Origin of the sequence: Micromonospora sp. AMSO31t (assembly GCF_008868175.1) — a bacterium.
Taxonomy (GTDB): domain Bacteria; phylum Actinomycetota; class Actinomycetes; order Mycobacteriales; family Micromonosporaceae; genus Micromonospora.
The window spans coordinates 1-25,174 of sequence record NZ_WBKT01000082.1 but is presented as its reverse complement, the minus strand read 5'-3'; the positions used below and the strand labels follow the sequence as shown (position 1 = coordinate 25,174).

Annotated in this window: 22 protein-coding genes and 1 pseudogene; 12 read left to right on the top strand and 11 right to left on the bottom strand. The window is 75.1% G+C overall.

The genetic code is table 11. From position 1 onward, the window contains the following. The 4 genes and pseudogenes from F8274_RS18885 to F8274_RS18870 form a co-directional block, all read left to right on the top strand. Positions 1-327: pseudogene (locus F8274_RS18885) on the top strand (ATPase); the annotation flags it as partial. Then, a complete protein-coding gene (locus F8274_RS18880) occupies positions 324-731 on the top strand; it encodes a roadblock/LC7 domain-containing protein (protein WP_151463699.1) in 408 nt (135 codons plus the stop codon). The pseudogene F8274_RS18885 and the gene F8274_RS18880, both read left to right, overlap by 4 nt. Before the next feature lie 61 nt (positions 732-792). Beyond that, positions 793-1,155, top strand: coding sequence for a DUF742 domain-containing protein (locus tag F8274_RS18875; protein WP_091262733.1), 363 nt, complete (start codon positions 793-795; stop codon positions 1,153-1,155). Beyond that, positions 1,136-1,753 (top strand): ATP/GTP-binding protein, encoded by a 618-nt coding sequence (locus F8274_RS18870; protein WP_151463698.1) that lies wholly within the window; start codon positions 1,136-1,138, stop codon positions 1,751-1,753. The genes F8274_RS18875 and F8274_RS18870 overlap by 20 nt, the downstream gene beginning before the upstream one ends. 18 nt (positions 1,754-1,771) lie before the next feature. Here F8274_RS18870 and F8274_RS18865 read toward each other — a convergent pair whose 3' ends face one another. Genes F8274_RS18865 through F8274_RS18845 form a run of 5 tightly spaced genes read right to left on the bottom strand, consistent with a single transcriptional unit; the run spans position 1,772 to position 9,294 of the window. Beyond that, positions 1,772-2,860, bottom strand: a complete 1,089-nt coding sequence (locus F8274_RS18865) for a uroporphyrinogen-III synthase (protein WP_151463697.1) — start codon at positions 2,858-2,860, stop codon at positions 1,772-1,774. Then, the gene (gene nirD, locus F8274_RS18860) at positions 2,860-3,198 is read right to left on the bottom strand and encodes a nitrite reductase small subunit NirD (RefSeq protein WP_151463696.1); all 339 of its coding nucleotides are present in this window, start codon (positions 3,196-3,198) and stop codon (positions 2,860-2,862) included. Before nirD ends, F8274_RS18865 begins: the two co-directional genes overlap by 1 nt. Further along, positions 3,195-5,714, bottom strand: coding sequence for a nitrite reductase large subunit NirB (nirB, locus tag F8274_RS18855; protein ID WP_151463695.1), 2,520 nt, complete (start codon positions 5,712-5,714; stop codon positions 3,195-3,197). The genes nirD and nirB overlap by 4 nt, the downstream gene beginning before the upstream one ends. Further along, positions 5,711-7,189 carry an FAD-dependent oxidoreductase gene (locus F8274_RS18850; protein ID WP_151463694.1) on the bottom strand — a complete coding sequence of 493 codons (1,479 nt, stop codon included), beginning with the start codon at positions 7,187-7,189 and terminating at the stop codon, positions 5,711-5,713. The genes nirB and F8274_RS18850 overlap by 4 nt, the downstream gene beginning before the upstream one ends. Beyond that, entirely contained in the window at positions 7,186-9,294 is a 2,109-nt protein-coding gene (locus tag F8274_RS18845; RefSeq protein WP_151463693.1) for a molybdopterin oxidoreductase family protein, read from the bottom strand. The genes F8274_RS18850 and F8274_RS18845 overlap by 4 nt, the downstream gene beginning before the upstream one ends. A gap of 146 nt (positions 9,295-9,440) precedes the next feature. On the opposite strand from F8274_RS18845, the gene F8274_RS18840 reads away from it, so the two are divergent. From F8274_RS18840 to glmM, 7 genes are all read left to right on the top strand, one after another. Continuing rightward, positions 9,441-10,136, top strand: a complete 696-nt coding sequence (locus F8274_RS18840) for a class I SAM-dependent methyltransferase (protein WP_151463692.1) — start codon at positions 9,441-9,443, stop codon at positions 10,134-10,136. Between the two features lie 78 nt (positions 10,137-10,214). Further along, entirely contained in the window at positions 10,215-10,475 is a 261-nt protein-coding gene (locus F8274_RS18835; RefSeq protein WP_091318059.1) for a DUF6364 family protein, read from the top strand. Next, complete coding sequence (locus F8274_RS18830; RefSeq protein ID WP_151463691.1) at positions 10,465-10,758, top strand: type II toxin-antitoxin system PemK/MazF family toxin; 294 nt, start codon at positions 10,465-10,467, stop codon at positions 10,756-10,758. The genes F8274_RS18835 and F8274_RS18830 overlap by 11 nt, the downstream gene beginning before the upstream one ends. Before the next feature lie 122 nt (positions 10,759-10,880). Further along, positions 10,881-12,254: a NarK/NasA family nitrate transporter gene (locus F8274_RS18825; protein WP_151463690.1), complete on the top strand. Its 1,374-nt coding sequence runs from the start codon at positions 10,881-10,883 to the stop codon at positions 12,252-12,254. Between the two features lie 209 nt (positions 12,255-12,463). Next, positions 12,464-12,907, top strand: a complete 444-nt coding sequence (gene rplM, locus F8274_RS18820; RefSeq protein ID WP_091262713.1) for a 50S ribosomal protein L13 — start codon at positions 12,464-12,466, stop codon at positions 12,905-12,907. A gap of 20 nt (positions 12,908-12,927) precedes the next feature. After that, the gene (rpsI, locus tag F8274_RS18815; protein WP_088991922.1) at positions 12,928-13,392 is read left to right on the top strand and encodes a 30S ribosomal protein S9; all 465 of its coding nucleotides are present in this window, start codon (positions 12,928-12,930) and stop codon (positions 13,390-13,392) included. Between the two features lie 116 nt (positions 13,393-13,508). Further along, positions 13,509-14,864 (top strand): phosphoglucosamine mutase, encoded by a 1,356-nt coding sequence (gene glmM, locus F8274_RS18810; RefSeq protein ID WP_151463689.1) that lies wholly within the window; start codon positions 13,509-13,511, stop codon positions 14,862-14,864. Between the two features lie 46 nt (positions 14,865-14,910). On the opposite strand, the gene F8274_RS18805 is transcribed toward glmM, so the two are convergent. The 3 genes from F8274_RS18805 to F8274_RS18795 all read right to left on the bottom strand — a co-directional run bounded on the left by F8274_RS18805 (position 14,911) and on the right by F8274_RS18795 (position 21,391). Beyond that, positions 14,911-17,727: an FtsX-like permease family protein gene (locus F8274_RS18805; RefSeq protein WP_151463688.1), complete on the bottom strand. Its 2,817-nt coding sequence runs from the start codon at positions 17,725-17,727 to the stop codon at positions 14,911-14,913. 80 nt (positions 17,728-17,807) lie between these two features. Beyond that, on the bottom strand, positions 17,808-18,554 hold the full coding sequence (locus F8274_RS18800; RefSeq protein WP_151463687.1) for an ABC transporter ATP-binding protein: 747 nt from the start codon (positions 18,552-18,554) through the stop codon (positions 17,808-17,810). A 2-nt stretch (positions 18,555-18,556) separates the two neighbouring features. Further along, positions 18,557-21,391 carry an FtsX-like permease family protein gene (locus tag F8274_RS18795; protein ID WP_151463686.1) on the bottom strand — a complete coding sequence of 945 codons (2,835 nt, stop codon included), beginning with the start codon at positions 21,389-21,391 and terminating at the stop codon, positions 18,557-18,559. A 99-nt stretch (positions 21,392-21,490) separates the two neighbouring features. On the opposite strand from F8274_RS18795, the gene F8274_RS18790 reads away from it, so the two are divergent. After that, positions 21,491-22,096 carry a PadR family transcriptional regulator gene (locus tag F8274_RS18790; protein WP_192579889.1) on the top strand — a complete coding sequence of 202 codons (606 nt, stop codon included), beginning with the start codon at positions 21,491-21,493 and terminating at the stop codon, positions 22,094-22,096. A 9-nt stretch (positions 22,097-22,105) separates the two neighbouring features. On the opposite strand, the gene F8274_RS18785 is transcribed toward F8274_RS18790, so the two are convergent. The 3 genes from F8274_RS18785 to F8274_RS18775 form a co-directional block, all read right to left on the bottom strand. After that, entirely contained in the window at positions 22,106-23,215 is a 1,110-nt protein-coding gene (locus tag F8274_RS18785; protein ID WP_151463684.1) for a low specificity L-threonine aldolase, read from the bottom strand. Beyond that, a complete protein-coding gene (locus F8274_RS18780) occupies positions 23,212-24,399 on the bottom strand; it encodes a pyridoxal phosphate-dependent aminotransferase (RefSeq protein ID WP_151463683.1) in 1,188 nt (395 codons plus the stop codon). The genes F8274_RS18785 and F8274_RS18780 overlap by 4 nt, the downstream gene beginning before the upstream one ends. Positions 24,400-24,460: 61 nt before the next feature. After that, positions 24,461-25,174 (bottom strand): MmpS family transport accessory protein (locus F8274_RS18775; protein WP_151463682.1); only part of this gene is annotated, 714 nt, incomplete at its 5' end.

Sequence of the window (25,174 nt, the reverse complement as noted above, 5' to 3'; positions counted from 1 at the left end):
CCCGCCGCGGCCGTCCCCCCGCCGGCACCCGCACCGCCGCCGATCGACCCGGAGGCGTGGCGCACGGCGGCCGACGAGGGGTGGTCGCGGGCCAGCAAGGCCGCGGAGCCCAGCAACGCCGGGACCACCCGTTCCGGCCTGCCCAAGCGGGTGCCGCAGGCCCAGCTCGTGCCCGGCGGCATCGAGCCGAAGGGCAGCCGGGCCGCCGCCCGGCGCACCCCGGACGAAGTACGCGGCCTGCTGTCGGCCTATCACCGCGGTGTGCAGCGGGGTCGGACGGCCGGCGCGGACCTGAACAGCACCTCGACCAAGGAGACGAACCGATGAACAGGCCAGCGGCCATGCAGGACATGGGTTGGCTGCTCACCAACTTCGCCGACAGCGTGGCGGGCATCGCCCACGTGGTGGCGGTGTCCGCGGACGGGCTCCTGCTCGCCTCCTCCCGCGACCTGCCGACGGATCGGGCCGACCAGCTCGCCGCGATCACCTCCGGCGTGGTGAGCCTGACCGAGGGCGCCGCCCGGATGTTCAGCGCCGGCGGAGTGCTCCAGACCGTCATCGAGATGGACAGCGGATACCTCTTCCTCATGTCGATCAGCGACGGCTCGTCCATGGCCGTGCTGGCCGCGCGGAGCTGCGACGTCGGTCAGGTGGGCTACGAGATGGCGCTGCTGGTGGAACGGGTGGGCCAGGCGCTGGTCCCGCTTCCAAGGGACGCCGTCCGGCCCTGACGTCCGGTGACCTGGTGAGCCGGAGCCCGTCCGGCTCCGTACGAGGGGAGGTGATCGCGAGATGGAACCACGACGAGATCCGCGTGGCGCGCTGGTGCGGCCGTACGCGGTCACCCGTGGCCGCACCGAGCCGTTGCAGAACATCGCGCTCGAGGCGGTGCTGTCGTGCACGCCCACCCAGTCGGCCGAGGCGCGGTTCGCCGGGCACGACAAGTACCGCATCGCCTCGGTCTGTGAGGGCCGGGCACAGTCGCTGGCGGAAATCGCCGCTTACACCCGGATGCCGCTGGGCGTCACCCGGGTGCTGGTCGCCGACATGGTGGCCGAGGGCCTGCTGACGCTACACACTGCCGCTCCCGCGACGGGGTTCGCGGCGCGCATGAACCTGCTTGGAAGGGTGCTAAGTGGACTTCGCGAACTATGACCCCGCCGGGGCGAACCGCAGCCGGGAGATCATCTCCGCGAAGATCGTCATCGCGGGCGGCTTCGGGGTGGGCAAGACCACCCTGGTCGGCGCGATCTCCGAGATCCAGCCGCTGACCACCGAGGCGCTGATGACCGCGGCGGGCGTCGGCATCGACGACCCGTCGAAGGTGCCCGGCAAGGAGACCACCACGGTCGCCATGGACTTCGGCCGGATCACCATGGCCGAGGACCTGATCCTCTATCTCTTCGGCACGCCGGGCCAGACCCGCTTCTGGTTCATGTGGGACGAGATCATCCGGGGTGCGGTGGGCGCCGCCGTGCTGGTGGACACCCGCCGGATCACCGACGCCTTCGCGCCGCTGGACTACTTCGAGAACCGCAACCTGCCGTACGTGGTGGCGCTGAACCGGTTCGACGACGCGCCGCAGTACGAGCTGGAGGAGGTCCGCGAGGCGCTGGCCATCTCGCCGGACGTGCCGCTGGTGATGTGCGACGCGCGGCGGCGCGAGTCGGTCAAGCAGGTGCTGGTGACCGTGGTCGAGCACGCCATGCTCCGGCTCCAGGCCGAGCACGGCTTCGCGGCCCCGGTCGGTTGACGCGCCGCCGGTGGCGGGTCAGTCGACCCGCAGCCGGTAGCCGCGCTTGACCACGGTCTGCACCACGCGGGGGGCGTCGAGCCCGACCCGCAGGCGGGCGACCGCCATCTCCACCGCGTGCTCGTCCGCGCCCCGGGGCAGGGTGCGCAGCAGGGCGGTGCGGGACAGCACCTTCCCCGGTGTGGCCGCCAGCGCCCGCAGCACCGCCATCGGGGCCGGCGCGAGCGGGCGCAGCTCGCCGTCCACGACCGCGGCGTGGCCGCGCAGGGTCAGCAGGTGCCCGCCGGCCTTCACGGTCACCGTCCGGCGGGGCAGCTCGTCGACGATCGTCCGCACCAGGGCGCCGAGCCGGGCCCGGTTCGGCGCGCTCACCGGCACCCCCCGCCGCACCAGGGGCTCGGCCGTCACCGCGCCGACGCAGCCGGCCAGCACGTCCCCGCGGAGCGCCGCCAGCACCGTCTCGGTCCGGTCCCCGGCCGCCCGCAGCAGCGCCTCGGCCGCCGGGGCGGAGGTGAAGGTGACCGCGTCGACCAGCCGCCCGGCGACCAGGTCGATGAGCCGGTGCAGCGGTGCCGGGTCGGTCGGCGGCGCCCAGCGGTAGACCGGCACCTCGATCACCGTGGCCCCGGCCGCCTCCAGCGCCTCGGTGCACTCCGGCTGCCGCTCGCCGTGCAGTTGCAACGCGACGACCTGGCCGGCCACCCCGCGCCGGACCAGGTGCTCGACCACCTCGTCGCAGCTCTCCGAGGCGGGGGACCAGTGCTCGCGCAGCCCGGCCGCCCGGATCGCCCCGGTCGCCTTGGGGCCGCGGGCCACCACGTACGAGCGGGACAGCACGCGGCGCAGCGGTTCGGCCAGCGCCCAGCCCTCGGCCGCCTCCAGCCAACCGCGCATCCCGATCCCGGTGTTGGCCATCAGCACGTCCGGTGGGCGCTCCAGGCAGGTCCGGGTGGCCTCGCGCAGGTCGGTGTCGTCGGCCAGCGGCACGATCCGCAGCGCCGGGGCGAGCACCACCCGCGCGCCGCGCCGCTGGAGCAGCGCGGCCAGCTCGTCGCGCCGCCGGTCGGCGGTGACCCCGATGGTGAAACCGGCCAGTTCCTCCCGCATCACTCCTCCTGCCGCAACCGCACCTCGACCAGGCCGTCCCGGCAGCGCACCTCGTGCCGCCGCAGCGCCACGCCCGGGAGGTCCAGGCACCGCCCGGTGGTCAGGTCGTAGACCTGCTTGTGCAGCGGGGACGCGAGCGTCGGCAGGCCACCGCGGCTGCCCACGATCCCCCGGGACATCACCTGCGCGCCGCCGACCGGGTCGAGGTTGTCGACCGCGTACAGCTCGCCGCCGGTGCGGAAGAGAGCCACCTGCACGCCGTCGACCAGGGCGGCCACGCCCCGGTCGGGGTCCAGCCGGTCCAGCGGGCAGACCGGCGTCCAGTCCAGCGTCCTCATCGCCGTACCTCCGGAAGGCCCAGCGCGACCGGCCCGCGGCGGCCGCCGGCGCCCGGCGGCGCGTCGCGGGCGGGCACCGGCTGGCCGCGCTCGACGGCGAAGGTGATGGACGGGTCGGGCACGTCGGGGGCGTTGACGAAGGAGGTGAAGCGGCGCAGCCGCTCCGGGTCCTCCAGCACGTCCCGCCACTCGTCGGAATACCCGGCGACGTGCCGGGCCATGGCCGCGTCGAGGTCGGCGCAGAGCCCCAGCGAGTCGTCCACGAGCACCGACCGCAGGTGGTCCAGGCCGCCGTCCATCGCCTCGATCCAGGCGGCCGTGCGCTGGAGCCGGTCGGCGGTGCGGACGTAGAACATCAGGAACCGGTCGATGAGCGTGACCAGCTCGGCGGTGCTCAGGTCGGTGGCGAACAGGTCGGCGTGCCGGGGCCGGAAGCCGCCGTTGCCGCCGACGTAGAGGTTCCAGCCGCTCTCGGTGGCGATGACGCCGAAGTCCTTGCTCCGGGCCTCGGCGCACTCCCGGGCGCAGCCGGAGACCGCCGACTTGAGCTTGTGCGGGGCGCGCAGCCCGCGGTAGCGCAGCTCCAGCGCGACGGCCAGCCCGACCGAGTCCTGCACCCCGTAGCGGCACCAGGTCGCACCGACGCACGACTTCACCGTGCGCAGCGCCTTCCCGTACGCGTGGCCGGACTCGAAGCCGGCGTCCACCAGCCGGCGCCAGATCTGGGGGAGCTGCTCGACCCGGGCGCCGAACAGGTCGATCCGCTGCCCGCCGGTGATCTTGGTGTAGAGCCGGAAGTCCCGGGCCACCTCGCCGATCACGATGAGCTTCTCCGGCGTGATCTCGCCGCCGGGGATCCGCGGCACCACCGAGTAGCTGCCGTCGCGTTGCAGGTTGGCCAGGAAGTGGTCGTTGGTGTCCTGGAGGGACGCCTGCTCGCCGTCGAGCACGTGCCCGGTGCCGAGCGAGGCCAGGATCGAGGCCACCACCGGCTTGCAGATGTCGCAGCCGCGCCCGCGCCCGTGCTCGGCGATGAGCTGCGAGAAGGTCCGGATGCCCCGGACCCGGACGATGTCGAACAGCTCCTGCCGGCCGGTGTCGAAGTGCTCGCAGAGCGCGCGGGACTGCGCCACCCCGGCCGCGTCGAGGAGCTGCTTGAGCATCGGCACGCAGGAGCCGCAGCTCGTCCCGGCCCGGGTGCACGCCTTGAGCGCCGGCACGTCGGTCGCCCCGCCGGCGATCGCCGCGTCCAGGTCGGCCCGGGTCACCGCGTTGCAGGAGCAGACCTGCGCGGCGGCCGGCAGCGCGCCGGCCCCGGCGCCCGCACCGCCCGCCGGGGCCAGCAGCGCAAGCGGGGGAGCGGGCAGCGGCCCGCCGACACTCGCCCGCAACGTCGGGTACGCGCTCGCGTCGCCCACCAGCACGCCGCCGAGCAGGGTCCGCGCGTCGTCGGAGAGGACCAGCTTCGCGTACGCGCGGGTGGCCGGGTCGGTGAACGTGACGTCGAGGCAGCCCGGGGTGCCGCCGTGCGCGTCGCCGAACGAGGCCACGTCCACCCCGAGCAGCTTGAGTTTCGTGGCGGTGTCCGCGCCGGGGAAGGTGGCCGCGCCGCCGAGCAGCCGGTCGGCGACCACCTCGGCGGTCGCGTAGCCCGGGGCGACCAGGCCGTGGCAGGTGCCCTCCACGGCGGCGCACTCGCCGACCGCCCAGATCCGCTCGTCCGCCGTCCGGCAGCCCGCGTCGACCAGCACCCCGCCGCGCGGCCCGAGCGGCAGCCCGGCCGCACGGGCCAGTTCGTCCCGGGGCCGGATGCCGGCGGCCACCACGACCAGGTCCGCGCCGACCGTGCGCCCGTCGGACAGCTCCAGCGCGCCGACCGTCCCGTCCGGGCCGGGGCGCAGCGCGCTGGTGGCCACCCCGAGGTACGTCGTGACGCCCAGGTCCTCGACGTAGCGCCGGAGCATCGCCCCGCCCGCCTCGTCCACCTGCGCCGGCATGAGCCGGGGCGCGAACTCGACCACGCTGGTGGCCAGGCCCAGCAGGCGCAGCGCGTTGGCCGCCTCCAGGCCGAGCAGCCCGCCCCCGATCACCGCCCCGGTGCGCCGGCCCGCGGCGTGCGCCCGGATCGCCGCCAGGTCGTCCAGCGTCCGGTAGACGAAGACCCCCGGCAGGTCCGTGCCGTCGACCGGGGGGACGAACGCCGACGAGCCGGTGGCCAGCACCAGTGCGTCGTACGCGTGCTCGCCCGCCGCGGTCCGCACCACCCGCCGCGCCCGGTCCACGGCCAGCGCCGGCTCGCCCAGCCGCAGCTCCACCCCGTCGTCGGGGGTGTGCAGGTTCAGCTCCTCGGCGCTCACCCCGTCGAAGAAGGCCGAGAGTCGCACCCGGTCGTACGCCGGCCGCCGCTCCTCGGCAAGCACCGTGACCCGCCAGCGCCCCTCCCGGTCGCGGGCCCGCACCGCCTCGACGAAGCGCTGCCCGACCATGCCGTTGCCGACGACCACCAGCCTGCTCATCCCGTCACCTCCACACGGTCCGTACTCGGTTCCCGGTGTCCCGCCACCGGATCGACCTCGGCCAGCCAGCCGGCGATGCCGGCCACCGCGTCCCGGCAGCCGCCGCAGCCGGTCGCGGCCCGGGTCGCGGCGGACAGCTCCGCGACGCTCCGGGCGCCGGCGCGCCAGCACGCCACCAGCGCGCCCTTGCTCACGTCGTTGCACTGGCACACCGTGGCCGCGTCCGGCATGAGGGCCGGGGACGCGGCGGGGGTGGCCGGTGCGGCGCCGAACGCCCGCCCGAGCAGCAGCGAGCGCCGGTCCGCCGGCACCGGCGCGCCCCGGTCGAAGAGCTGCACCACGGTGCCGACCGCCGGGTTGTCGCCGAGCAGGATCGCCCCGGTCAGCCGCTCGTCGCGGATGCGCAGCCGGGCGTACGTGCCCCGGGCCGGGTCGGCGAACGTCAGCTCCTCGACCGGCCCGCCCCCGTCCGGCGCGCCGGCGGCGTCGCCCATCGCGGCCAGGTCGATGCCGGCCGCCTTGAGCCGGGTCACCACGGGACGCGGCCGGTAGCGGACCAGCGGGTCGGCGCCGGTCAGCACGTCGGCCACCACCCGGGCCTGCGCCCAGGCCGGTGCGACCAGCCCGGTCAGCGTCCCGTCGTGCTGCGCGCAGTCACCGATGGCGGAGATCCGCCGGTCGCTGGTGCGCAGCCGGTCGTCCACCAGCACGCCCCGGTCCACGGCCAGCCCGGCGGCCGCGGCCAGCGCGGTGTCCGGGCGTACGCCGCAGGAGAGGACCAGCAGGTCGGCCGCGAGCGAGTCGCCGTCGCCGAGGTGGAGGCGGACCCCGTGGGCGTCGGCGGCCACCCCGGTCGCCGTGACCCCCAGCCGGGTGCGTACCCCGAGCCCGGCGAGGGTGCCGGCGAGGACCGCGGCCGCCGGCTCGTCGAGCTGCCGCTCCATGAGGTGCCCGACGGGGTGGACCACGGTCACGTCGAGGCCCCGGGCGGCGAGCCCGCGGGCCGCCTCCAGCCCGAGCAGCCCTCCGCCGAGCACCAGGGCGCCGCGGGCGCCCCGGGCGGCGGTGAGGATCCGCCGGCAGTCGTCCAGGGTGCGGAACGGGACCACCCGGTCGGGCAGCGGGTCGAGCCCGGGCAGCGGGGGCACCAGGGCCCGGCTGCCGGTGGCGAGCACCAGGTGGTCGTAGCGGTGCCGGTCGCCGTCTGCGGTGCGTACCTCCCGGGCAGCCCGGTCGACGGCGGTGACCGCGGCGCCGGTGCGGACGTCCGCGCCCTGCCCGGCGACCTCGACCAGCTCCACGTCCGGCTCGTCGATCTTCCCGGCGAGCAGGGTGGAGAGCAGGATCCGGTTGTACGCCCGGTGCGGCTCCGCCCCGAGCACGGTGACCTTCCGGTCGCCGCCTCGGGCGTGCAGCTCGGCGGCGAGGCGGGCGCCCGCCATGCCGTATCCCACGATCACGATGCGCTCGGTCATGCCTTCTCCACCCGGACGGCGCAGATCTTGAACTCGGGCATCCCGGAGACCGGGTCGACGGCGTCGTTGGTGACCGTGTTGGCCCGCGCCGCGCCGGGCCAGTGGAACGGCGCGAAGACGGTGTCCGGCCGGATCGCCGGGCTGAGCCGGGCCGGTGCGCGCAGCTCGCCCCGGCGGGAGACCACCCGGACCTCCTCGCCCTCGGCCACGCCGAGCCGGCCGGCCAGGTCGGGGTGCAGCTCCACGAAGCCGCCGGGGGCGGCCCGGCGCAGCGCGGCGACCCGGCGGGTCTGCGCGCCGGACTGGTAGTGGGCGAGGACCCGGCCGGTGGTGAGGTGCAGCGGATAGTCGGCGCAGACCGGCTCGGCGGCCGGCCGATGGGTCACCGCGCGGAACCGGGCCCGGCCTTCCGGGGTGGGGAACCGGTCGGTGAAGAGGCGGGGGGTGTCCGGCCCGTCCTCGTCCGGGCAGGGCCAGAAGACCCCCGTGTCGGCGTCGATCCGGTCCCAGCTGACCCCGGCGTAGTCGGCCGGCCCACCGGCCGAGGCCCGCCGCAGCTCGGCGAAGACCGCCGCCGGGTCGGTGGGGAACGCACCGGGTGCGTCGAGGCGGGTGGCGAGGGCGGCGAGGACCGCGAGGTCGGTGCGGACGCCGGGGGGTGGCTCGCGCAGCGCGCGGCGGCGCAGCACCCGACCCTCCAGGTTGGTCATGGTGCCGTCCTCCTCGGCCCACTGGGCGACGGGCAGCACCACGTCGGCCAGGTCGGCGGTCTCCGAGCGGAGGAAGTCGGCCACCACCAGCAGGTCCAGGTCGCGCAGCCGGGACTCGACCCGCGCCGCGCGGGGCGCGGACACCACCGGGTTGGAGCCGAAGACCAGCAGCACCCGGGGGCCGTGCGGGGTGCCGAGCGAGTCGAGGAGCTGATAGGCCGGTACGCCCGGCCCGGGCAGCGCCGCGGGGTCGACGCCCCAGACCCCGGCCACGTGCTCCCGGGCCGCCGGGTCGTCGATCCGCCGGTAGCCGGGGAGCTGGTCGGCCTTCTGCCCGTGCTCCCGGCCGCCCTGCCCGTTGCCCTGCCCGGTGAGGCAGCCGTACCCGGAGCCGGGGCGGCCGGGCAGGCCCAGGGCGAGCGCCAGATTGATGAAGGCGGTGACGGTGTCGACGCCCTTGGCGTGCTGCTCGGCGCCCCGGGCCGTGAGGATGACCGCGCGGTCCACGGTGGCCAGGGCGCGGGCGGTCGCCTCCAGGTCGGCCACCGGCACCCCGGAGAGGCGCTCCGCCTCGGCCGGCCAGCAGCCCGCCACGGTCCGCCGGACCTCGTCGAAGCCGGTGGTCCGGTCGGCCACGTACGCCCGGTCGAGCCAGCCCTCGGTGAGCGCGATGTGCAGCAGCGCGTTGGCCACGGCCAGGTCGGTGCCGGGCAGCGGTTGCAGGTGCAGGTCGGCCTGGCGGGCGGTGGCGGTGAGCCGGGGGTCGACCACGATGAGCCGGCCGCCCCGCTCGCGCTGGTCGGCGAGGTGGCGCATGAGCGGCGGCATGGTCTCGGCGGGGTTGGCGCCGACCAGCAGCAGGGTGTCCGCCCGGCCCAGGTCGGCGAGGGGGAAGGGGAGCCCCCGGTCGACGCCGAAGGCGCGCAGTCCGGCCGCCGCGGCCGAGGACATGCACCAGCGTCCGTTGTAGTCGATGTGGCGGGTGCGCAGCGCCACCCGGGCGAACTTGCCGAGCGCGTACGCCTTCTCGTTGGTCAGCCCGCCGCCGCCGAACACCGCGACGGCGTCCGGCCCGTGCCGCTCCTGGATCGCCCGCAGCCCGCCCGCGACCCGGTCGAGCGCCTCGTCCCAGCTCGCCGGGCGCAGCTCACCGCCGGGCCGGTCCCGCAGCAGCGGGGTGGTCAGCCGCTCCGGGTGGTCGAGCAGTTCGGCGGCGGTCCAGCCCTTCTGGCACAGGCCGCCGCGGTTGGTGGGGAAGTCCCGGGGTGCGACCTCGACGCGTCCCGCGGTCTCGCGCAGCACCATGCCGCACTGGAGCGCGCAGTACGGGCAGTGCGTGGCCGCCTCCCGAAGCCGTACCCCCGGTTGCGTCGCCAGGCGTGCACCGTCTGTCATGCCGGCAAAGCGTGCCGGCGAGCGGTTTCCGCTCCGGGTCCCGGTTGTTTCGGTCCTGTCAAGAGCGGCTCACACCGCCGGGGAGTGACGGGCCGGTCGCCAGCACTTAGAATGTGGGACGAATATCTCGGATAATGGGAGACACGATGAGTGTGGCGGACGCGTTCGACGCGGTGGCGGGCAGCTACGACGCGGCCCGGCGCCGGCTGGTGCCCTGCTTCGACGCCTTCTACGGCACGGCGGTCGAGGTGGCCGCGCCGCCGCTGCGGGCGGCGCTCGCCGCGGGGCGTACCCCGGAGGTGCTGGACCTGGGCGCGGGCACCGGCCTGCTCTCCCTGCTGCTGGGCGCGGCGGTCCCCGGGGTCCGGCTGACGCTTGTCGACGGCGCGCCCGGCATGCTCGCGGTGGCCGCCGACCACCTGGCCGCCCGCGGAATGCCGCACCGCACCGTGCTCGCCGACCTGGCCGACCCGCTGCCCGCCGGCCGCTACGACGCGGTGGTCTCCGCGCTGGCCATCCACCACCTGGACGACGGCGGCAAGCGGGCGCTCTACCGGCGGGCGGCCGAGGCGCTGGCGCCGGGCGGCGTCTTCGTCAACGCCGAGCAGGTGGCCGGCCCGACCCCGGCCCTGGACCGGCGCTACGACGAGGTGTGGACGGCCCGGATCACCGAGTTGGGCTCGGACGCCGGGGAGATCGCCGCGGCGCAGGAGCGCATGCGGCACGACCGGCCCGCGCCGGTGGCCGACCAGTGCCGCTGGCTCGGCGAGGCCGGCCTGGTCGACGTGGACTGCTTCTTCAAGGAGTGGCGGTTCGCCGTGTTCGGCGGACGCCGTCCCTGAGCGTTCGCGCGTGTCCGGTTCGCCGACCGGTGCGAGCGGGGATGACTGGCGGTCATACCAGTGGGTACTCTGACCGGCATGACCGCCAAGGTGACACTGTCGTTCTCCGACGAGACGATCGAGGAGGCGCGCCGGTTCGCCAAGCGGGAAGGGCTCTCCCTCTCCGCCTGGATGGACCGGGCCGCCCGGGAGAAGGCGCTGCGCGAGGTGTTCACGGCGCACGCCGAGGCGGTCGCCCGCGCCGGCCTCGACCTGGAGTCCGCCGCGCTGGCCGACGCCCAGGAGGCCGCGCTGGTCGACGACGCGCTGTTCGGCGGCGGGCGCCCGAGTGCTGCGTAGGGGAGAGGTCTGGCGCATCTCCGGCGCCCGGGAACGGCTCGGCCTGGTCATCAGCTCCGACGTCTACAACTCCACCGCCGTCCCGATCGTGATCGTGGTCGAGGTGGTCGAGGAGTCGCTGCTGCGCGACTCGCCCCTGGCCGTGCGGATGGGCGGCTACGTGGTGATGCCCGACCGGCTCTCCTCGCCCATGAAGAAGTGGTTCACCGAGTGCGTGGACGTGGCCGACACCGAGACCATGCAGCGGGTCGGCCGCGCGCTGCGCATCCTCCAGGAGATCTGAGCGCTTCACCGCCGCCCGCCGGCGCACGTGCGATCTCCGTTTCCCGCCCGACCCGCGACGGGCACGACCGGGAAACCGACCGTTCCTAGCGTCCCCCTCGTCACCGACGAGGAGGAGACGCCGTGAGCACGCTCGCTTCCCCCACCACCCCGGCCCCGGCCGCCGCCGGGCGGCCGGGGCGGATCACCGAATGGCGCCCGGAGGACCCGGGGTTCTGGGCCACGACCGGCGCGCCGATCGCCCGCCGGAACCTGTACGTCTCGATCTTCGCCGAGCACGTCGGGTTCTCCGTGTGGAGCCTCTGGTCGGTGACGGTGCTGTTCCTGGGCCCCGAGTACGGCATCGACCCGGCCGGGAAGTTCCTGCTCACCGCCGTGCCGGCCGCGCTGGGCGCGGTGCTGCGGCTGCCGTACACCCTGGCGGTGGCCCGCTTCGGCGGCCGGAACTGGACGGTCGTGAGCGCGCTGCTGCTGCTGGTGCCGGCGGTGCCCATGGCGGTGCTGATCGAGCCCGGCGTGTCCTACGCCACGCTCATGGTGCTGGCCTGCCTGACCGGCGTCGGCGGCGGCAACTTCGCCTCCTCCATGGCGAACATCAACCTGTTCTTCCCGGAGCGGCTCAAGGGCCGGGCGCTCGGGCTCAACGCGGGCGGCGGGAACCTCGGCGTGCCGGCCGTGCAGCTCGTCGGCCTGGCGGTGCTGGCCACCGCCGGAGCGGCGTACCCCCGGCTGGTGCCGGCGGTCTACCTGCCGCTGATCGTGCTCGCGGCGCTGGTCGCGGCGCGCCGGCTGGACAACCTCCCGGGGGCGCGCAACGAGCCGGGCGCGCTGCGCGCGGCGGCCCGCGACCCGCACACCTGGGTGATGTCGCTGCTCTACATCGGCACCTTCGGCTCGTTCATCGGCTTCGGCTTCGCCTTCGGCCAGGTGCTCCAGCTCCAGTTCCACGACCGGTTCCCGACCCCGGTCGACGCCGCCTGGCTGACGTTCCTCGGGCCGCTGATCGGCTCGCTGGTGCGGCCGTTCGGCGGCCACCTCGCCGACCGGCTCGGCGGGGCCCGCGTGACCTTCGGCAACTTCGTGGCGATGGCGGCCGGCGCCGCCCTGGTGCTGTACGCCGCCCGGGACCGGTCCTTCCCGCTCTACCTGGCCGGGTTCCTGGCGCTGTTCGTCTTCTCCGGCATCGGCAACGGGTCGACGTACAAGATGATCCCGGCGATCTTCCGGGCCCGGGCCGCCGCCGAGGCGGAGCTGACCGGGGACCGGGAGGCGGCCGAGCGGCGGGCGCGGCGCCTCTCCGGGGCGGTCATCGGCATCGCCGGGGCGGTCGGCGCCTCGGGCGGGGTGCTGGTGAACGTGGCGTTCCGGCAGTCGTTCCTGGCCTCCGGCACCGCCGACGCCGCCTACCTGGCCTTCCTCGGCTGGTACGCGCTCTGTTTCCTGGTGACCTGGGCCGTGTACCTGCGGCCGGGGCCGCGTAAGCTGTCCGGGGTGTGACCTCCGCCATGGCAAAGGCGCAGGCCACACGGGGCGACCCCCCGTTTTGACCTGCCGCCGCACGGCCGGGTATCGTTGCCTGCTGTTGTACGACATTCTTAGGCGTGCCGCATCAGGTACGCTTGGTCGTTCGTGCGCGCTGGTCCGGCCGGGAAGCCCTGGTCACCTCGGCGCGCGACCCCAGACCGACGACGAGACAAGGTAGACCTGTGCGTACGTACAGCCCGAAGCCGGGTGAGATCGAGCGTCAGTGGCACGTCATCGACGCCTCTGATGTCGTGCTGGGCCGCCTCGCGACCCACGCCGCCACGCTGCTGCGTGGCAAGCACAAGCCGACTTTCGCGCCGCACGTCGACACGGGCGACTTCGTCGTCATCGTGAACGCGGGCAAGGTCGCGCTGACCGGCAACAAGCGGCAGACCAAGATCGCTTACCGCCACTCCGGCTACCCGGGTGGTCTGAAGCAGGTCGGCTACGACGAGCTGCTGACCAAGCGGCCCGAGCGGGCCATCGAGCTGGCCGTCAAGGGCATGCTTCCGCACAACAAGCTGGGCCGTCAGATTCTCAAGAAGCTGAAGGTCTACGCCGGTGCCGAGCACCCGCACGGCGCGCAGCAGCCGGTGCCGTTCGAGATCAAGCAGATCGCGCAGTGAGCGCGGGCGAAGGAAGCAGCATGACCGACATCACCGCCACCGAGGTCGCCCCCGAGGCCACCGAGGCGCCGGCGCCCGTCGCGCGCGCGCCTCGTGGCGACCGCCCGATCCAGACCGTGGGTCGGCGCAAGGAAGCCATCGTCCGGGTCCGCATCGTCCCGGGCAGCGGCAAGATCACCTGCAACGGCCGCGACCTCGAGGCCTACTTCCCGAGCAAGGTGCACCAGCAGCTCATCAAGGACCCGCTGGTCACCGCCGAGAAGCCCGAGGCCTTCGACGTGATCGCCAACCTGCGGGGCGGCGGCACCACCGGCCAGGCCGGCGCGCTGCGCCTCGCCATCGCCCGGGCGCTGATCGTCAGCGAGCCCGACGACCGCCCGGCCCTCAAGAAGGCCGGCTTCCTGACCCGTGACGCCCGGGTCAAGGAGAGCAAGAAGTACGGCCTCAAGAAGGCCCGTAAGGCTCCCCAGTACTCGAAGCGCTGATCACCAGCAGCGCCTTGTACTTCTGACGGACGGCCGGGTCCGCCTCCCACTCCGGGAGGTGGCCCGGCCGTTCCGCTTTCTCCTCTCAACGGCAGTTCCATCGGAGGTTGGCGGGTATGGGCCGGTTGTTCGGCACGGACGGCGTACGCGGGCGGGCGAACGCGGATCTCACCCCGGAGTTGGCGCTCGCGGTGGCGGTGGCCGCCGCCCACACGCTGGCCGAGACCGACAAGAGCCATCCGCCGCTCGCCGTGGTGGGCCGGGACACCCGGGCCAGCGGCGAGATGCTGGAGGCCGCAGTGGTCGCCGGGCTGACCAGCGCCGGCGCCAACGTGGTGCGGGTCGGCGTGCTGCCCACCCCCGCGGTGGCGTTCCTCACCGCCGAGGCCAAGGCCGACCTGGGCGTCATGCTCTCCGCCTCGCACAACCCGATGCCGGACAACGGCATCAAGCTCTTCGCCGCCGGCGGGCACAAGCTGCCCGACGAGATCGAGATGCGGATCGAGGCCGCCGTCGAGGCGAACGCCACCACCGCCTGGGAGCGCCCCATCGGCGCCGGGGTCGGCCGGGTGCACGACCTGCTCGACGGCGCTGACCACTACGTCCAGCACCTGGTCGGCACCGTGCCGCACCGGCTGGACGGGATCAAGGTCGTGGTCGACTGCGCCAACGGCGCGGCCGCCGACGTCGCCCCCGTGGCATACCGGGAGGCCGGCGCCGAGGTGATCGCCATCTACGCCGAGCCGGACGGCCTGAACATCAACGACGACTGCGGCTCCAACCACATCGAGGCGCTGCGCGCCGCCGTGGTCGAGCACGGCGCGCACCTCGGCATCGCGCACGACGGCGACGCCGACCGCTGCGTCGCGGTCACCGCCGACGGCGACGAGGTCGACGGCGACCAGGTGATGGCGATCCTCGCCCTGGCCATGCGGGAGGCCGGCGAGCTGACCCAGGACACGCTGGTCGCCACCGTCATGAGCAACCTCGGCCTGCGGCTGGCCATGTCCGCGCAGGGCATCCGGCTGGTCGAGACCAAGGTCGGCGACCGGTACGTGCTGGAGGAGCTGCGCGCCTCCGGCCTGGCGCTCGGCGGCGAGCAGAGTGGACACATCGTGATGCCGGCGTACGCGACCACCGGCGACGGCGTGCTCACCGGCCTGCACCTCATGTCGCGGATGGCCGCCACCGGCCAGTCCCTCGCCGAGCTGGCCGGCGTGGTCACCAAGCTGCCGCAGGTGCTGATCAACGTGCCGGTCGGTGACCGCACCGTCGGCGCCGCCGCGCCGGCCGTCCGCGCCGAGGTGGACCGGGCCGAGGCCGAGCTGGGCGAGACCGGCCGCGTGCTGCTCCGCCCCTCGGGCACCGAGCCGCTGGTCCGCGTCATGGTCGAGGCGGCCACCGAGTCGACCGCCCGATCGGTGGCCGAGCGCATCGCGGACCAGGTCCGCAGCGCCAGCCCGGTCGCCTGACCCGGCTACCGACGCAGCCGCGCACTCCTCGCCGTCGGGTCGATGCTCACTCCTCGGCCAGCAGTCGCGCGGTGGGCAGGCGGCGCAGCAGCGCGGCCGGAACGAGTGCCGCCAGGCAGGTGACCAGCACTCCGGCCAGCGCCACGGCGGCCGCCACCGCCACCAGCGCCGCCGGCAGGTCGCCCACCAGCCCGGCCGCCCCGCCGAGCCCCAGGGCGGCGCCGCTGACCGCGCCGAGCGTGCCGAGCGCGGCGCCCTCGTAGCCGACCAGGCGGCCGAGCATTCCGTCGGTCCAGCCGGTGGCGTGAAGGGTGGCCAGCTCCGCGGCGCGGTCGCGGATGTTCAGGTAGAGCACGTCGGCCACCGCGGCGGCCCCGAGCAGCACGGTGGCCACCGCGGCGAGAACGTCCGCGCCGCGCACGCTCAGCGACACCGTGTCGCCGAGCAGGCTGCCGACGACGGCACCGCGGAAGGCGTGGGCGACGGCGGCGACCACGGTCAGCGCGGCCACCCCGATGGCCAGTGCGCCGGCCCCGAGCAGCGTGCGCCCGGGAGTGCGGGCCAGGTTGACGACGGCCAGCCCGGCGATCGTCCGGGCGCGACGGGAACGCAGGGTGTGTGCCACGGGCGGGCGCAACGCGGCGGCGGGGTGGGCGCGCGAGGCCCGCAACGCGGGTGCCAGCCCCGCCGCCAACGCCAGCAGCAGGGCCACCGGTACGGCGAGCAGGGCGCGCCGCCAGTCGATGCCGATGCCGAGGGCGGTGCCGAGTGGGATCGCGAGGCCGACGGCGAGCAACCCGGCTCCGAGGCCCAGGGCGGCGACCTCACCGAGGACGAGTGCGCCGATGCGGCGGGCGGGCCAGCCGAGGCAGGCCAGCACGGCGAGCTCGGGGCGGCGGTCCCGGACCGCGGCGGAGACGGCGTTGCCGAGGAAGAGCACGCAGACCACCAGCACCAGCAGGAAGAGGACGGCGCTCTTCCGATCCACCGCCCTGGTGATCACCGAGGCGACGCCGAGGGCCGACCAGTTCTCGGTCAGCCGCAGGTCAGGGCGGCCGAAGGCGCCCGTGGGCAGCTCCACGGTCTGCGGGGCCGGGGAGGAGCCGAGGGTGATGTCCACGTCGAGGCCGGTGGTGGTGGCGATCTGTTCGGCGATCAGCCGGACCTGCTCGGCGGAGCGTTCGCTGTAGCCGTCGACGTCGGCCACCCGGACCCGGATCGCGCTGATCGGCGCGGTGCGCTGCGGGTTGCTGCCGCCCTTGAGCAGCTCCGGCACCGCGGCGAGGGTGGTCAGCAGCAGCGGCGGGGCGGACAGGTAGCCGGCGGGATTGCCGCTCGGCTCCAGCGGCGACCCGCCGAGCGCCGCACGGCTGCGGTCGTCGGCGCCGGTGGCCCGGGGCGGTTCGTACGTCTCCAGCGGCACCTTGCCCAGATCGCTGAACCCGGTCAGCTTCTCGGGGTCGAAGAAGCCCACCGAACGCCAATCGCGCGCGGTGGTCAGGGACCGCCCGGACGGGGGCAGACCGAGCGCAGCCAGCGGCCGGAACGGAGTGTCCTCGGTGAGCCAGGGACGCGGTGTCGCGATCGCCAGGTCGGTCCCGACGTACACCTTGGAGTTCGGGGCCGCCGGCCGGGCGCGGAGGCTGCCGTCCGGCACCTGGTCGTAGCTCGTGTGGCCGGGCTGGACCACGCGGGCGAGCTGACCCGCGCAGCATTCCTCGGCGCCAGTGAGCTGGGCCCGGTAGGCGGCCGCCACCTCCTGCTCCGACCCGCCCGCGGGGATGCTCGGCGCGCCGCGCAACACCCGGGCCAGGTCGTACGGCTCGACGTCGCCGATGCTGCCGGGCGGGACGATGCGGTGCCAGGTGGTGCGTACCGCGCCGTCCAGGTAGGGCCGGGCGCTGACCAGCACGGGCAGGGTGTGCCATGTCGTGCCCGACGTCCGCCTCGTCCGGAGGGTGTCGGCGGCGGTGAGTGGCCGACCCCCCACGATCGCTCCGGACAGGCCGACCAACCGCTGCTCGGCGTCCGGGTCGACGGCCGCGAGCAGGAACGGCACCGTGACCCTCGGCCGGACGATGAGCCGATCCGACTCTCGGGCCGGCGGTGAGCCGGGAGCGCGGCTCTCGAATCGCCCGTCGGGCAGCAGCCGGAACGCCTCGATCGACCAGGTCCGCCGGTCGGTGAGGGTGTTCATCGACGGGGCGAGATACCAGCGCGGGTCGCAGATGGGCGCGCTCCGCCCGCGTGACAGGACCTCCCGCGGCACGTCACCACAGAGCAGGGAGTTGTAGCGGCGGCCGTCGCTGTACGGGATGGCGTCGGCCCGGAACCCGACGTCGGTGCGCGGATAGACGAGCGGATGTGTGGTGACGTACACGTAGATCGGCTCCGCGACGACGCGGCTCAAGCCGCGTTCGGCGAGGAACGTGCGGTCGACCCGGATCACCTGGCGGTCCAGCGAGCGGTCGACGGCGTCGGTGAGGTCGAGCGGCAGCTCGACCTGGGTGGTGGAGTGCCCGAGCATGGCGATCGGGGCGGCGACGTCCACCCCCTCGACGGCCTTGACCTGGTCGTACTGGGCGGTGGTGATGCCGCCGTAGCTGCCGGAGAGGTAGTTGGGCCGGACCAGGCCGCGCTCCGCCTCCAACGGGGTGCGCGTCCCCTTCGGACGAACCAGGATGTCGTAGGCGGCGCGGGTGTTCCGTTCGACGGTGCCGGTGACGGCGAGCCGCGAGGTGGTGGTGGCGCCGGTGAGGACGACGAAGCCGGTGGTGGCCACCAGTACGCCGACCAGCAGCGCCACCGACCGTCCCGCACGGCCACGAAGCTGCCCCCAGATGACGTGGAACATGTCGCGCATCCCCCCTGTGCTGACTCACACTGGCCGACCTCTGCGCGGTCCGCCTTACCGCGTCCGGCACCGCCCGACCGCGACGCCGGTCAGAGCCGCAGCCGGGTGGCGCGGTCGAAGGTGTCGGCCGGGTCCTCCCCGTCGGTGAGGTCGATGTCCTCCACGACCTGCCCGTCGCCGAGGCGGATCAGGCGGTCGCACCGGGCGGCGACGGCCTGTTCGTGAGTGGCGAGCAGGATCGTCATCCCGTGCCGGTCGCGCAGGTCGAGCAGCAGGTCGAGGATCTGGGCGCCGGTGGTCGAGTCGAGGTTGCCGGTGGGCTCGTCGGCCAGCAGGAGCCGGGGCGCGCCCATCAGGGCCCGGGCGATGGCCACCCGCTGCTGCTGGCCGCCGGAGAGCTGGGCGGGCAGCGCGCGTTCCCGGCCGGCGAGGCCCACCGCGTCCAGCAGCTCCCGGGCCCGGACCGTGTGGTCCGCGCGGCCCCGGCGCGGCAGCACCGGCGCGATCACGTTGTCCAGCACGGTCAGCGCCGGCAGCAGGTGGTAGCGCTGGAAGACGAAACCGACCCGCTGGCGGTACCGGGCCAGCGCGGCCCGGCGCAGCGCGGTCACCTCCACGTCGTCCACCGTCACGGCGCCCCGGTCCGCCTGCTCGATCGCGCCGATGAGGTGCAGCAGCGTGGACTTGCCGGAGCCGCTGGGCCCGGTCAGCGCCACCACCGATCCCGCCGCGATCTCCACCGACACGTCGTCGACGGCGGTGAGCCGCTCGGTGCCGCTGCGGAACTGCCGGACCAGCCCGGTGGTGCGTACCGTACTGCCCGTCGTCGCGTCCATGGTCACTCCTCTGCCAGCAGTCGTGCGGTGGGAAGGCGGCGCAGCAGCGCGGCCGGGACGAGCGCCGCCAGGCAGGTGACCAGCACCCCGGCCAGCGCCACGGCGGCGGCCACCGCCACCAGCGCCACCGGCAGCTCGCCGACCAGCCAGGCCGCCCCGCCGAGCCCCAGGCCGGCGCCGCTGAGCGCGCCGAGCGCGCCGAGCGCGAAGCCCTCGTAGCCGACCAGGCGGCCCAGCGCGGCGTCGGTCCAGCCGGTGGCGCGCAGCGTGGCCAGCTCGGCGGCGCGGTCCCGGATGTTCAGGTAGAGCACGTCGGCGACCGCGCCGGCCCCGAGCAGCACCGTGGCCCCCGCCGCGAGGGCGTCCGCGCCGCGCACGCTGAGCGACACGGTGTCACCGAGCAGGCTGCCCACGATCGCGCCCCGGAACGCGTAGGCGGTGGCGGCGACCAGGGTCAACGCGGCCACCCCGATGGCCAGCGCGCTCGCCCCCAGCACGGTGCGGCCGGGGCTGCGCACCAGGTTCACCAGGGCCGGACCGGGCAGGCTGCGGGGTCGGCGTACCCAACGGGCGCTGGCCACCGGCGGGCGCAACGCGGCGGCCGGGTGGGCGCGCGCGGCTCGCAGCGCCGGCGCCACGCCGGCGACCAGCGCCAGCAGCAGAGCCACCGGTACGGCGAGCAGCGCCCGCCGCCAGTCGACGCCGATGTCCAGGGCCGCACCGAGCGGGAACGCCAGGCCGACGGAGAGCAGCCCGGCGGCGAGACCCAGCGCGGCGACCTCGCCGAGGACCAGCGCGCCGATCCGGCGGGCCGGCCAGCCCAGGCAGGCGAGAACCGCCAGCTCGGGCCGGCGGTCCCGGACGGCGGCGGACACCGCGTTGCCGAGGAAGAGCACGCAGACCACCAGCACCAGCACGAAGAGCGCGGCGCTCTTGCGGTCGACGGCCTTCGTGATGACGGCGGCCACGCCCAGCGCCGACCAGTTCTCGCTCAATCGCAACGCGGGGCGGCCGAACGCGCCGGCCGGCAGCTCCACCGTCTGCGGCGCGGGGGAGGACCCGAGCGTGATGTCGACGTCCAGGCCGGTGGCCCGGGCGATCCGCTCGGCGATCAGCCGGACCCGCTCGGCGGAGCGCTCGCTGTAGCCGTGCACGTCGGCGACCCGGACCCGGATCGCGCTGATCGGCGCGGTGCGCTGCGGGGCGCTGCTGCCGTCCAGCAGCTTGGGCACGCTGGCGAGGTTGGTCAGCAGCAACGGCGGCGCGGACAGGTAGCCCGCCGGATTGCCGCTCGGCTCCAGCGGCCGGTCGCCCAGCGCGGCCCGGCTGCGGTCGTCGGCGCCCTCGGCCACCGGCGGCTCGTACGTCTCCAGCGGCACCTTGCCGACGTCGTTGAAGCCGGCCAGCTTCTCCGGATCGAACACACCGACCGCCCGCCACTGCCGGAACGGGGTGATGGCCCCGCCGCTGGGCAGGGGAATCCGGCGGAGGGTACGCGCCCCCACGTCCTCCGTGAGCCAGGGACGGGGCAGCCAGTTGAAGTCGCGTTCGTTCCCGAAGACCTCCGGGGCGGCCGGCGGCACCGCGGCGGCCCGCAGTTCGCCGCCGGGTCGCTCGTCGTACGCCACGACGCCGGGCTGCGTGATGATCTGAAGCTGCCCGAAACAACATCCACCCTGATCGGAGATCCCGGTCGCGAGCTGGCTCCGGTAGGCGTCCGCCAGGTCCGCCCGGGCCACCCCGGCCGGCGTGCCGGCTGCCCGTCGGAGCCCCTCCTCCAGCTCGATGGCCGGCAGTCCGGCCGGCCGGGCGGCGGGCAGCCGGGTGAGCGTGGCCCGCAGCTCGCTGTCGAGATAGGGCCGACTGGTGGCCAGCACCGGGACCGACCAGTTGCGCGCGGTGCCGAGCAGCTTCTCGCTCACCGCGTCGCCGGCTCGCAGGGGGCGGCCGTCCACCACGCTGCCCGACAGGCCGACCAGGCGCTGCTCGGCGTCGGGGTCGACGGCGGCGAGCAGGAACGGCACGGTGACCGCCTCGGGCACGGTCAGGCGGTCGGCGGCCGCGGTGGGGCCGTCACCGTTTCGTGCCAGGACGCCGTTCTCCGCCTCGAAGCGACCGTCCGGCAGCAGCCGGACCGAGGTGACCCGCCAGTTGTCCCGCTCGGAGAGCGTGCCGCGGTTGCCGATCAGGGCGCCGCTCTGAGGGTCGCAGATCGGCCGGCTGCTGCCGTCCGGCAGCACCTCGCGCGGGACCGGTCCGCAGACGTCGTCCACCGCGTAACGCCGGCCGTCGGTGTAGCGGAACTCGTTCAGGTTCTCCGGATCGAAGATCGGATGGATGAGGGGGTGTCTGGTGACGTAGACGTACCGGGGCTTGCCGGGTGCGGTGGACAGGCCGCGCTCGGCCACATAGGTGGGGTCGAGCCGGATCACCTGCCGGTCGAGTGACCGGTCGACCGCCGCCGTGAGATCCAGCCGCAGCGGCACCGCCGAGGTCGAGTAACCGATCATCGCGATGGGCGCGGCCACGTCCACGCCGGCGACCGCCCTGACCTGTTCGTACTGCGCCGTGGTGATGCCGCCGTGCGTGTCGGAGAGGTAGTTGGGCCGCACCAGCCCGCGCGCCGCCTCCAGCGGGGTGCGCGTCCCCTCGGGACGGACCAGGATGTCGTACGCGGCGCGGGTGTTCCGCTCGACGGTGCCGGTGACGGCCAGCCGCGAGGTGGTGGTGGCGCCGGTCAGGACGGTGAAGCCGGTGGTCGCCACCAGCACGCCGACCAGCAGCGCCACCGACCGCCCCGCACGGCCACGAAGCTGCCCCCAGATGACGTGGAACATGTCGCGCCTCCCCGTGTGCTGACCCACACTGTGCGCGATACATTGTGACAATGCAAGGCCCCGCACGGGTGCCTGTCCGGAACCGGATCGGAGGAGACGGTGGCGATCCAGCACGCGGTCCTGGCCCTGCTCGCCCGCGGCCCCAGCTACGGCTACGAGCTCAAGGGCGCCTTCGAGGCGGCGGTCGGCCCACAGTGGGGCCCGCTCAACATCGGGCACCTCTACCAGATCCTCGACCGGCTGTCCCGGGACGGCCTGGTGGTCGCCGAGCGGCACGCCCAGCCGGTGAAGCCCGACCGGGTGGTCTACGAGATCACCGCGGCCGGCCGGACCGAGCTGGACCGCTGGCTCGCCGAACCCAGCCCGCGCAGCGGCGGCTTCCGGGACGACTTCTTCCTGAAGGTCACCGCCGCGGCCCGGTCCGGCGAGGCCGCCGTCGTCCGGACCGTGCTCGCCAACCAACGCGCCCACCTGCTGCGGGAGCTGCGCAACCTCGACACGTTGCGCCGCCGTTCCGAGGACCCGGTGGTCCGGCTGCTGCTCGCCGCCGCCGCCCGGCACGTCGAGGCGGACCTCGCCTTCGTCGACGACGCCGAGTCGGCGCTGCTCGCCGACGGGGGCGCCGCGCTCCGGACGCTGGCGACCGACCGGCCGGGCCCGGCGACGCCGGCGGCGGATGCCGGCCCGGCACGGTCCGCCGGCTGACCCTCGGGGTTAGCGGGACGCCACCCGGCGCAGGAACCGGTCGGCCAGGTGGACGATCCGGTCGGCGTCCAGCTCCAGCGCCGGGCCGGCCACGGTCACCTCGGTCACCGCCAGGCCGGGCACCTCGGTGTCCCGCCAGCCGCCCGCGAACCACGCCTTCTCCTCCTCGGCGAGCGCGAGGTTGGCGGCGTCCAGCGCCTCGGCCGGGTGTGGCAGCCAGAGGCGGAACTGGTGGGTGTGCGGCGGGGCCGGGTGCACCCGGGCGCCCGGCAGGGTGGCCAGCGCCTCGGCCACCACCTTCGCGTGCGCCAGGTAGCCGGCCAGCCGCGGCAGCTCCCCCTCCAGCCCGGCGAGCGCGGCGAGGGCCGCGGGCCACTGCTGGAACAGGGTGCCGCCGTAACGGTGCCGCCAGGCGCGGGCGTACCGGACCAGCTCGGCGTCGCCGGCCAGCGCCGCGCCGGAGTGGCCGCCCAGGGACTTGTAGAACGAGACGTACGTGCTGTCGGCCAGAGCCGCGACCTCGGCCGCCGCATGCCCGAGGTGGACGGTGGACTCCCACAGCCGGGCCCCGTCCAGGTGCACGCGGGCACCCCGCTCCCGGGCCGCGCCGACCACCGCCACCAGCTCGTCCCACGCCGGCAGCACGAAACCGGCGTCCCGCAGCGGCAGCTCCAGGAAGAGCGTGCCGACCGGCTCGTCGAGCGCGGCCACCTCCTCGGCCGTCGGGTTGCGCGGCGCCGCCGTGGTCCGCACCGCCCGCAGCCCACCGAGCACCGCGTACGCGTCGCGCTCGTGCACCAGCGGGTGGCTGAGCGGGTGCAGCCCGACCGCGTCCCGGCCGGTCAGCTCGGCGCCGTAGCGCATCGCGACCTGCTGGGCCATCGTGCCGGTGGGGAAGAACGCCGCCGCCTCCACGCCGAGCAGCTCCGCGACCCGCCGTTCGAGCTGCTCCACCGCCCCGCCCTCGCCGTAGAAGTCGGGCAGCAGGTCGTCGGGGACGGCCGTCCCGAGCGCCACGAGCTGCTCCCGCACCGAGGCCGGCCGGACGCCGGAGAGCACCGTGTCACAGTCGCGCTGGGCGGCGAGCCGGCGCATCCGCTCGGCGTACGCGTCGGTCATGCGTCCTCCTTGAGCCGGCGCAGCCGGGTGACCGCCTCGGTGAGCACCTCGGGCCGCTTGCAGAACGCGAACCGGACCAGCCGCCGGCCCGCCTCCGCGTCGTCGTAGAAGACCTGCGTCGGCACCGCCACCACACCGCAGCGTTCCGGCAACGAGCGGCAGAACTCCACCCCGTCCCGCCCGCCGAGCGGGGTGACGTCGGCGGTCACGAAGTAGGTCCCCTCCGGCGCGAGCACCCCGAACCCCGCATCGGTGAGCCCGGTGACGAGCTGGTCCCGCCGCCGCTGCATCCCGTCCCGGAAGTCGGCGAAGTACGCGTCCGGCAGGCCGAGCGCGACCGCCACGGCCGGTTGCAGCGGCCCGGCGTTGACGAAGGTGAGGAACTGCTTCACCCGGAGCACGGCGGCGACCAGTGGCGCCGGGCCGCTCACCCAGCCGACCTTCCAGCCGGTGCAGGAGAACGTCTTGCCGGCCGAGGAGATGCGCAGCGTCCGCTCGCGCATGCCGGGGAGCGTCGCCAGCGGCAGGTGCGGGGCGGCGGCGTCGGTGAAGACCAGGTGCTCGTAGACCTCGTCGGTGACCGCGTACGCGCCGTGCTCCTGGCACAGCTCGGCGACCAGGGCCAGCTCGTCGGCGGTGAACACCTTGCCGGTCGGGTTGTGCGGGGTGTTCAGCAGCACCAGCCGGGTGCGCGACCCGAACGCAGCGCGCAGCTCCGCCGGGTCGAACGCGTACCGGCCGTCGGCGCCGGGACGCAGCGTCACCGGGCGGCGGACCGCGCCGGCCAGGGCGATCGAGGCCGCGTACGAGTCGTAGTAGGGCTCGAAGCAGACCACCTCGTCGCCCGGCTCGCAGAGGGCGAGGATGCTCGCCGCGATCGCCTCGGTGGCGCCGGCCGTCACGACGACCTCGCTGTCCGGGTCGTACTTCAGGCCCCAGAAGCGGCGCTGGTGGGCCGCGACGGCCGCGCGCAGCGCCGGGATGCCCGGCCCCGGCGGGTACTGGTTGTGGCCGGAGCGCAGCGCCTCGGCGGCCGCGGCGAGCATCTCCGGCGGGCCGTCGGTGTCGGGGAAACCCTGCCCGAGGTTGACCGCGCCGGTGCGCACGGCCAGCGCGGACATCTCGGCGAAGATCGTGGTGCCGAACGGCCGCATCCGGGCCACCAGCGGATCGGTCGTCGTCACGCCGGCCAGCCTACGGCCCGCCGCCGACGCCGCAAGACCGCCGCCTCCGGGGGCGCGGGCGTCACCAGCCGAAGCAGGTCGCTATCCCTCCCGTGGCGCTCGAATCCTGGGAGACGACCTTCCCGTCGATGGTGATCCGGCAGGTCACGCCGTCGTTCCGTTGGTCCTCGGCGAGGGCGACGATCTGCACCCGTTGCCGGTCGTTGGCGGTGAACGCCAGTCGCCATGGTGGCTGCACCCCGTCGACGTTCAGGAAGTCGCCGTTGGCGTCGTAGAACTGGACGTTCGCCGCCCCCGTGCCGGTGACCTCGTACCGCACGGTGAACCGGCCGCGCCCGCCGGAGGGGGTGGTGGCGGGGACCGGCGGCGCGGGGTCCGTGGGTTCCCCGGCGAGGCCGCCGTCCGGCTCGCCGAATTCCGGGTCGTCGAACTCCGGGTCGTAGGGCTGCCCGGAGGTGGCCGAGTCGTCCACGAAGCTGCCGAGCACGCCGAAGCCGACGCAGCCGCACACGGCGAGCACCAGGGCGATGACCACGGTCACCACGACGGCCACGACCCACCCGCCCGCCGACCGGCGCGGCGCCGGCGCGGGATACGCGTACGGCGGCGGGTAGCCGGCCGGGGGCCATCCCGGGCCGGGGCCGGCGCCGGGCCAGGGCGGCGCGGGCACGGCGCCCGGGGCGCCGGGCGAGGGCCATCCCGGACCGGGAGCGCCGCCGGGCCAGGGCGCGGCAGGCGCGGCGCCCGGCGCGGCGGACCCGGGCGGCGGGGACCA

What these genes read in the sequence shown, in the direction of transcription:
- F8274_RS18880 (WP_151463699.1), top strand. Translation starts at nt 324, where the DNA reads ATGAACAGGCCAGCGGCCATGCAGGACATGGGTTGGCTGCTCACCAAC.
- F8274_RS18875 (WP_091262733.1), top strand. Translation starts at nt 793, where the DNA reads ATGGAACCACGACGAGATCCGCGTGGCGCGCTGGTGCGGCCGTACGCG.
- F8274_RS18865 (WP_151463697.1), bottom strand. Translation starts at nt 2,860, where the DNA reads ATGCGGGAGGAACTGGCCGGTTTCACCATCGGGGTCACCGCCGACCGG.
- nirD (WP_151463696.1), bottom strand. Translation starts at nt 3,198, where the DNA reads ATGAGGACGCTGGACTGGACGCCGGTCTGCCCGCTGGACCGGCTGGAC.
- nirB (WP_151463695.1), bottom strand. Translation starts at nt 5,714, where the DNA reads ATGAGCAGGCTGGTGGTCGTCGGCAACGGCATGGTCGGGCAGCGCTTC.
- F8274_RS18850 (WP_151463694.1), bottom strand. Translation starts at nt 7,189, where the DNA reads ATGACCGAGCGCATCGTGATCGTGGGATACGGCATGGCGGGCGCCCGC.
- F8274_RS18845 (WP_151463693.1), bottom strand. Translation starts at nt 9,294, where the DNA reads ATGACAGACGGTGCACGCCTGGCGACGCAACCGGGGGTACGGCTTCGG.
- F8274_RS18840 (WP_151463692.1), top strand. Translation starts at nt 9,441, where the DNA reads ATGAGTGTGGCGGACGCGTTCGACGCGGTGGCGGGCAGCTACGACGCG.
- F8274_RS18835 (WP_091318059.1), top strand. Translation starts at nt 10,215, where the DNA reads ATGACCGCCAAGGTGACACTGTCGTTCTCCGACGAGACGATCGAGGAG.
- rpsI (WP_088991922.1), top strand. Translation starts at nt 12,928, where the DNA reads ATGACCGACATCACCGCCACCGAGGTCGCCCCCGAGGCCACCGAGGCG.
- glmM (WP_151463689.1), top strand. Translation starts at nt 13,509, where the DNA reads ATGGGCCGGTTGTTCGGCACGGACGGCGTACGCGGGCGGGCGAACGCG.
- F8274_RS18805 (WP_151463688.1), bottom strand. Translation starts at nt 17,727, where the DNA reads ATGCGCGACATGTTCCACGTCATCTGGGGGCAGCTTCGTGGCCGTGCG.
- F8274_RS18800 (WP_151463687.1), bottom strand. Translation starts at nt 18,554, where the DNA reads ATGGACGCGACGACGGGCAGTACGGTACGCACCACCGGGCTGGTCCGG.
- F8274_RS18795 (WP_151463686.1), bottom strand. Translation starts at nt 21,391, where the DNA reads ATGTTCCACGTCATCTGGGGGCAGCTTCGTGGCCGTGCGGGGCGGTCG.
- F8274_RS18785 (WP_151463684.1), bottom strand. Translation starts at nt 23,215, where the DNA reads ATGACCGACGCGTACGCCGAGCGGATGCGCCGGCTCGCCGCCCAGCGC.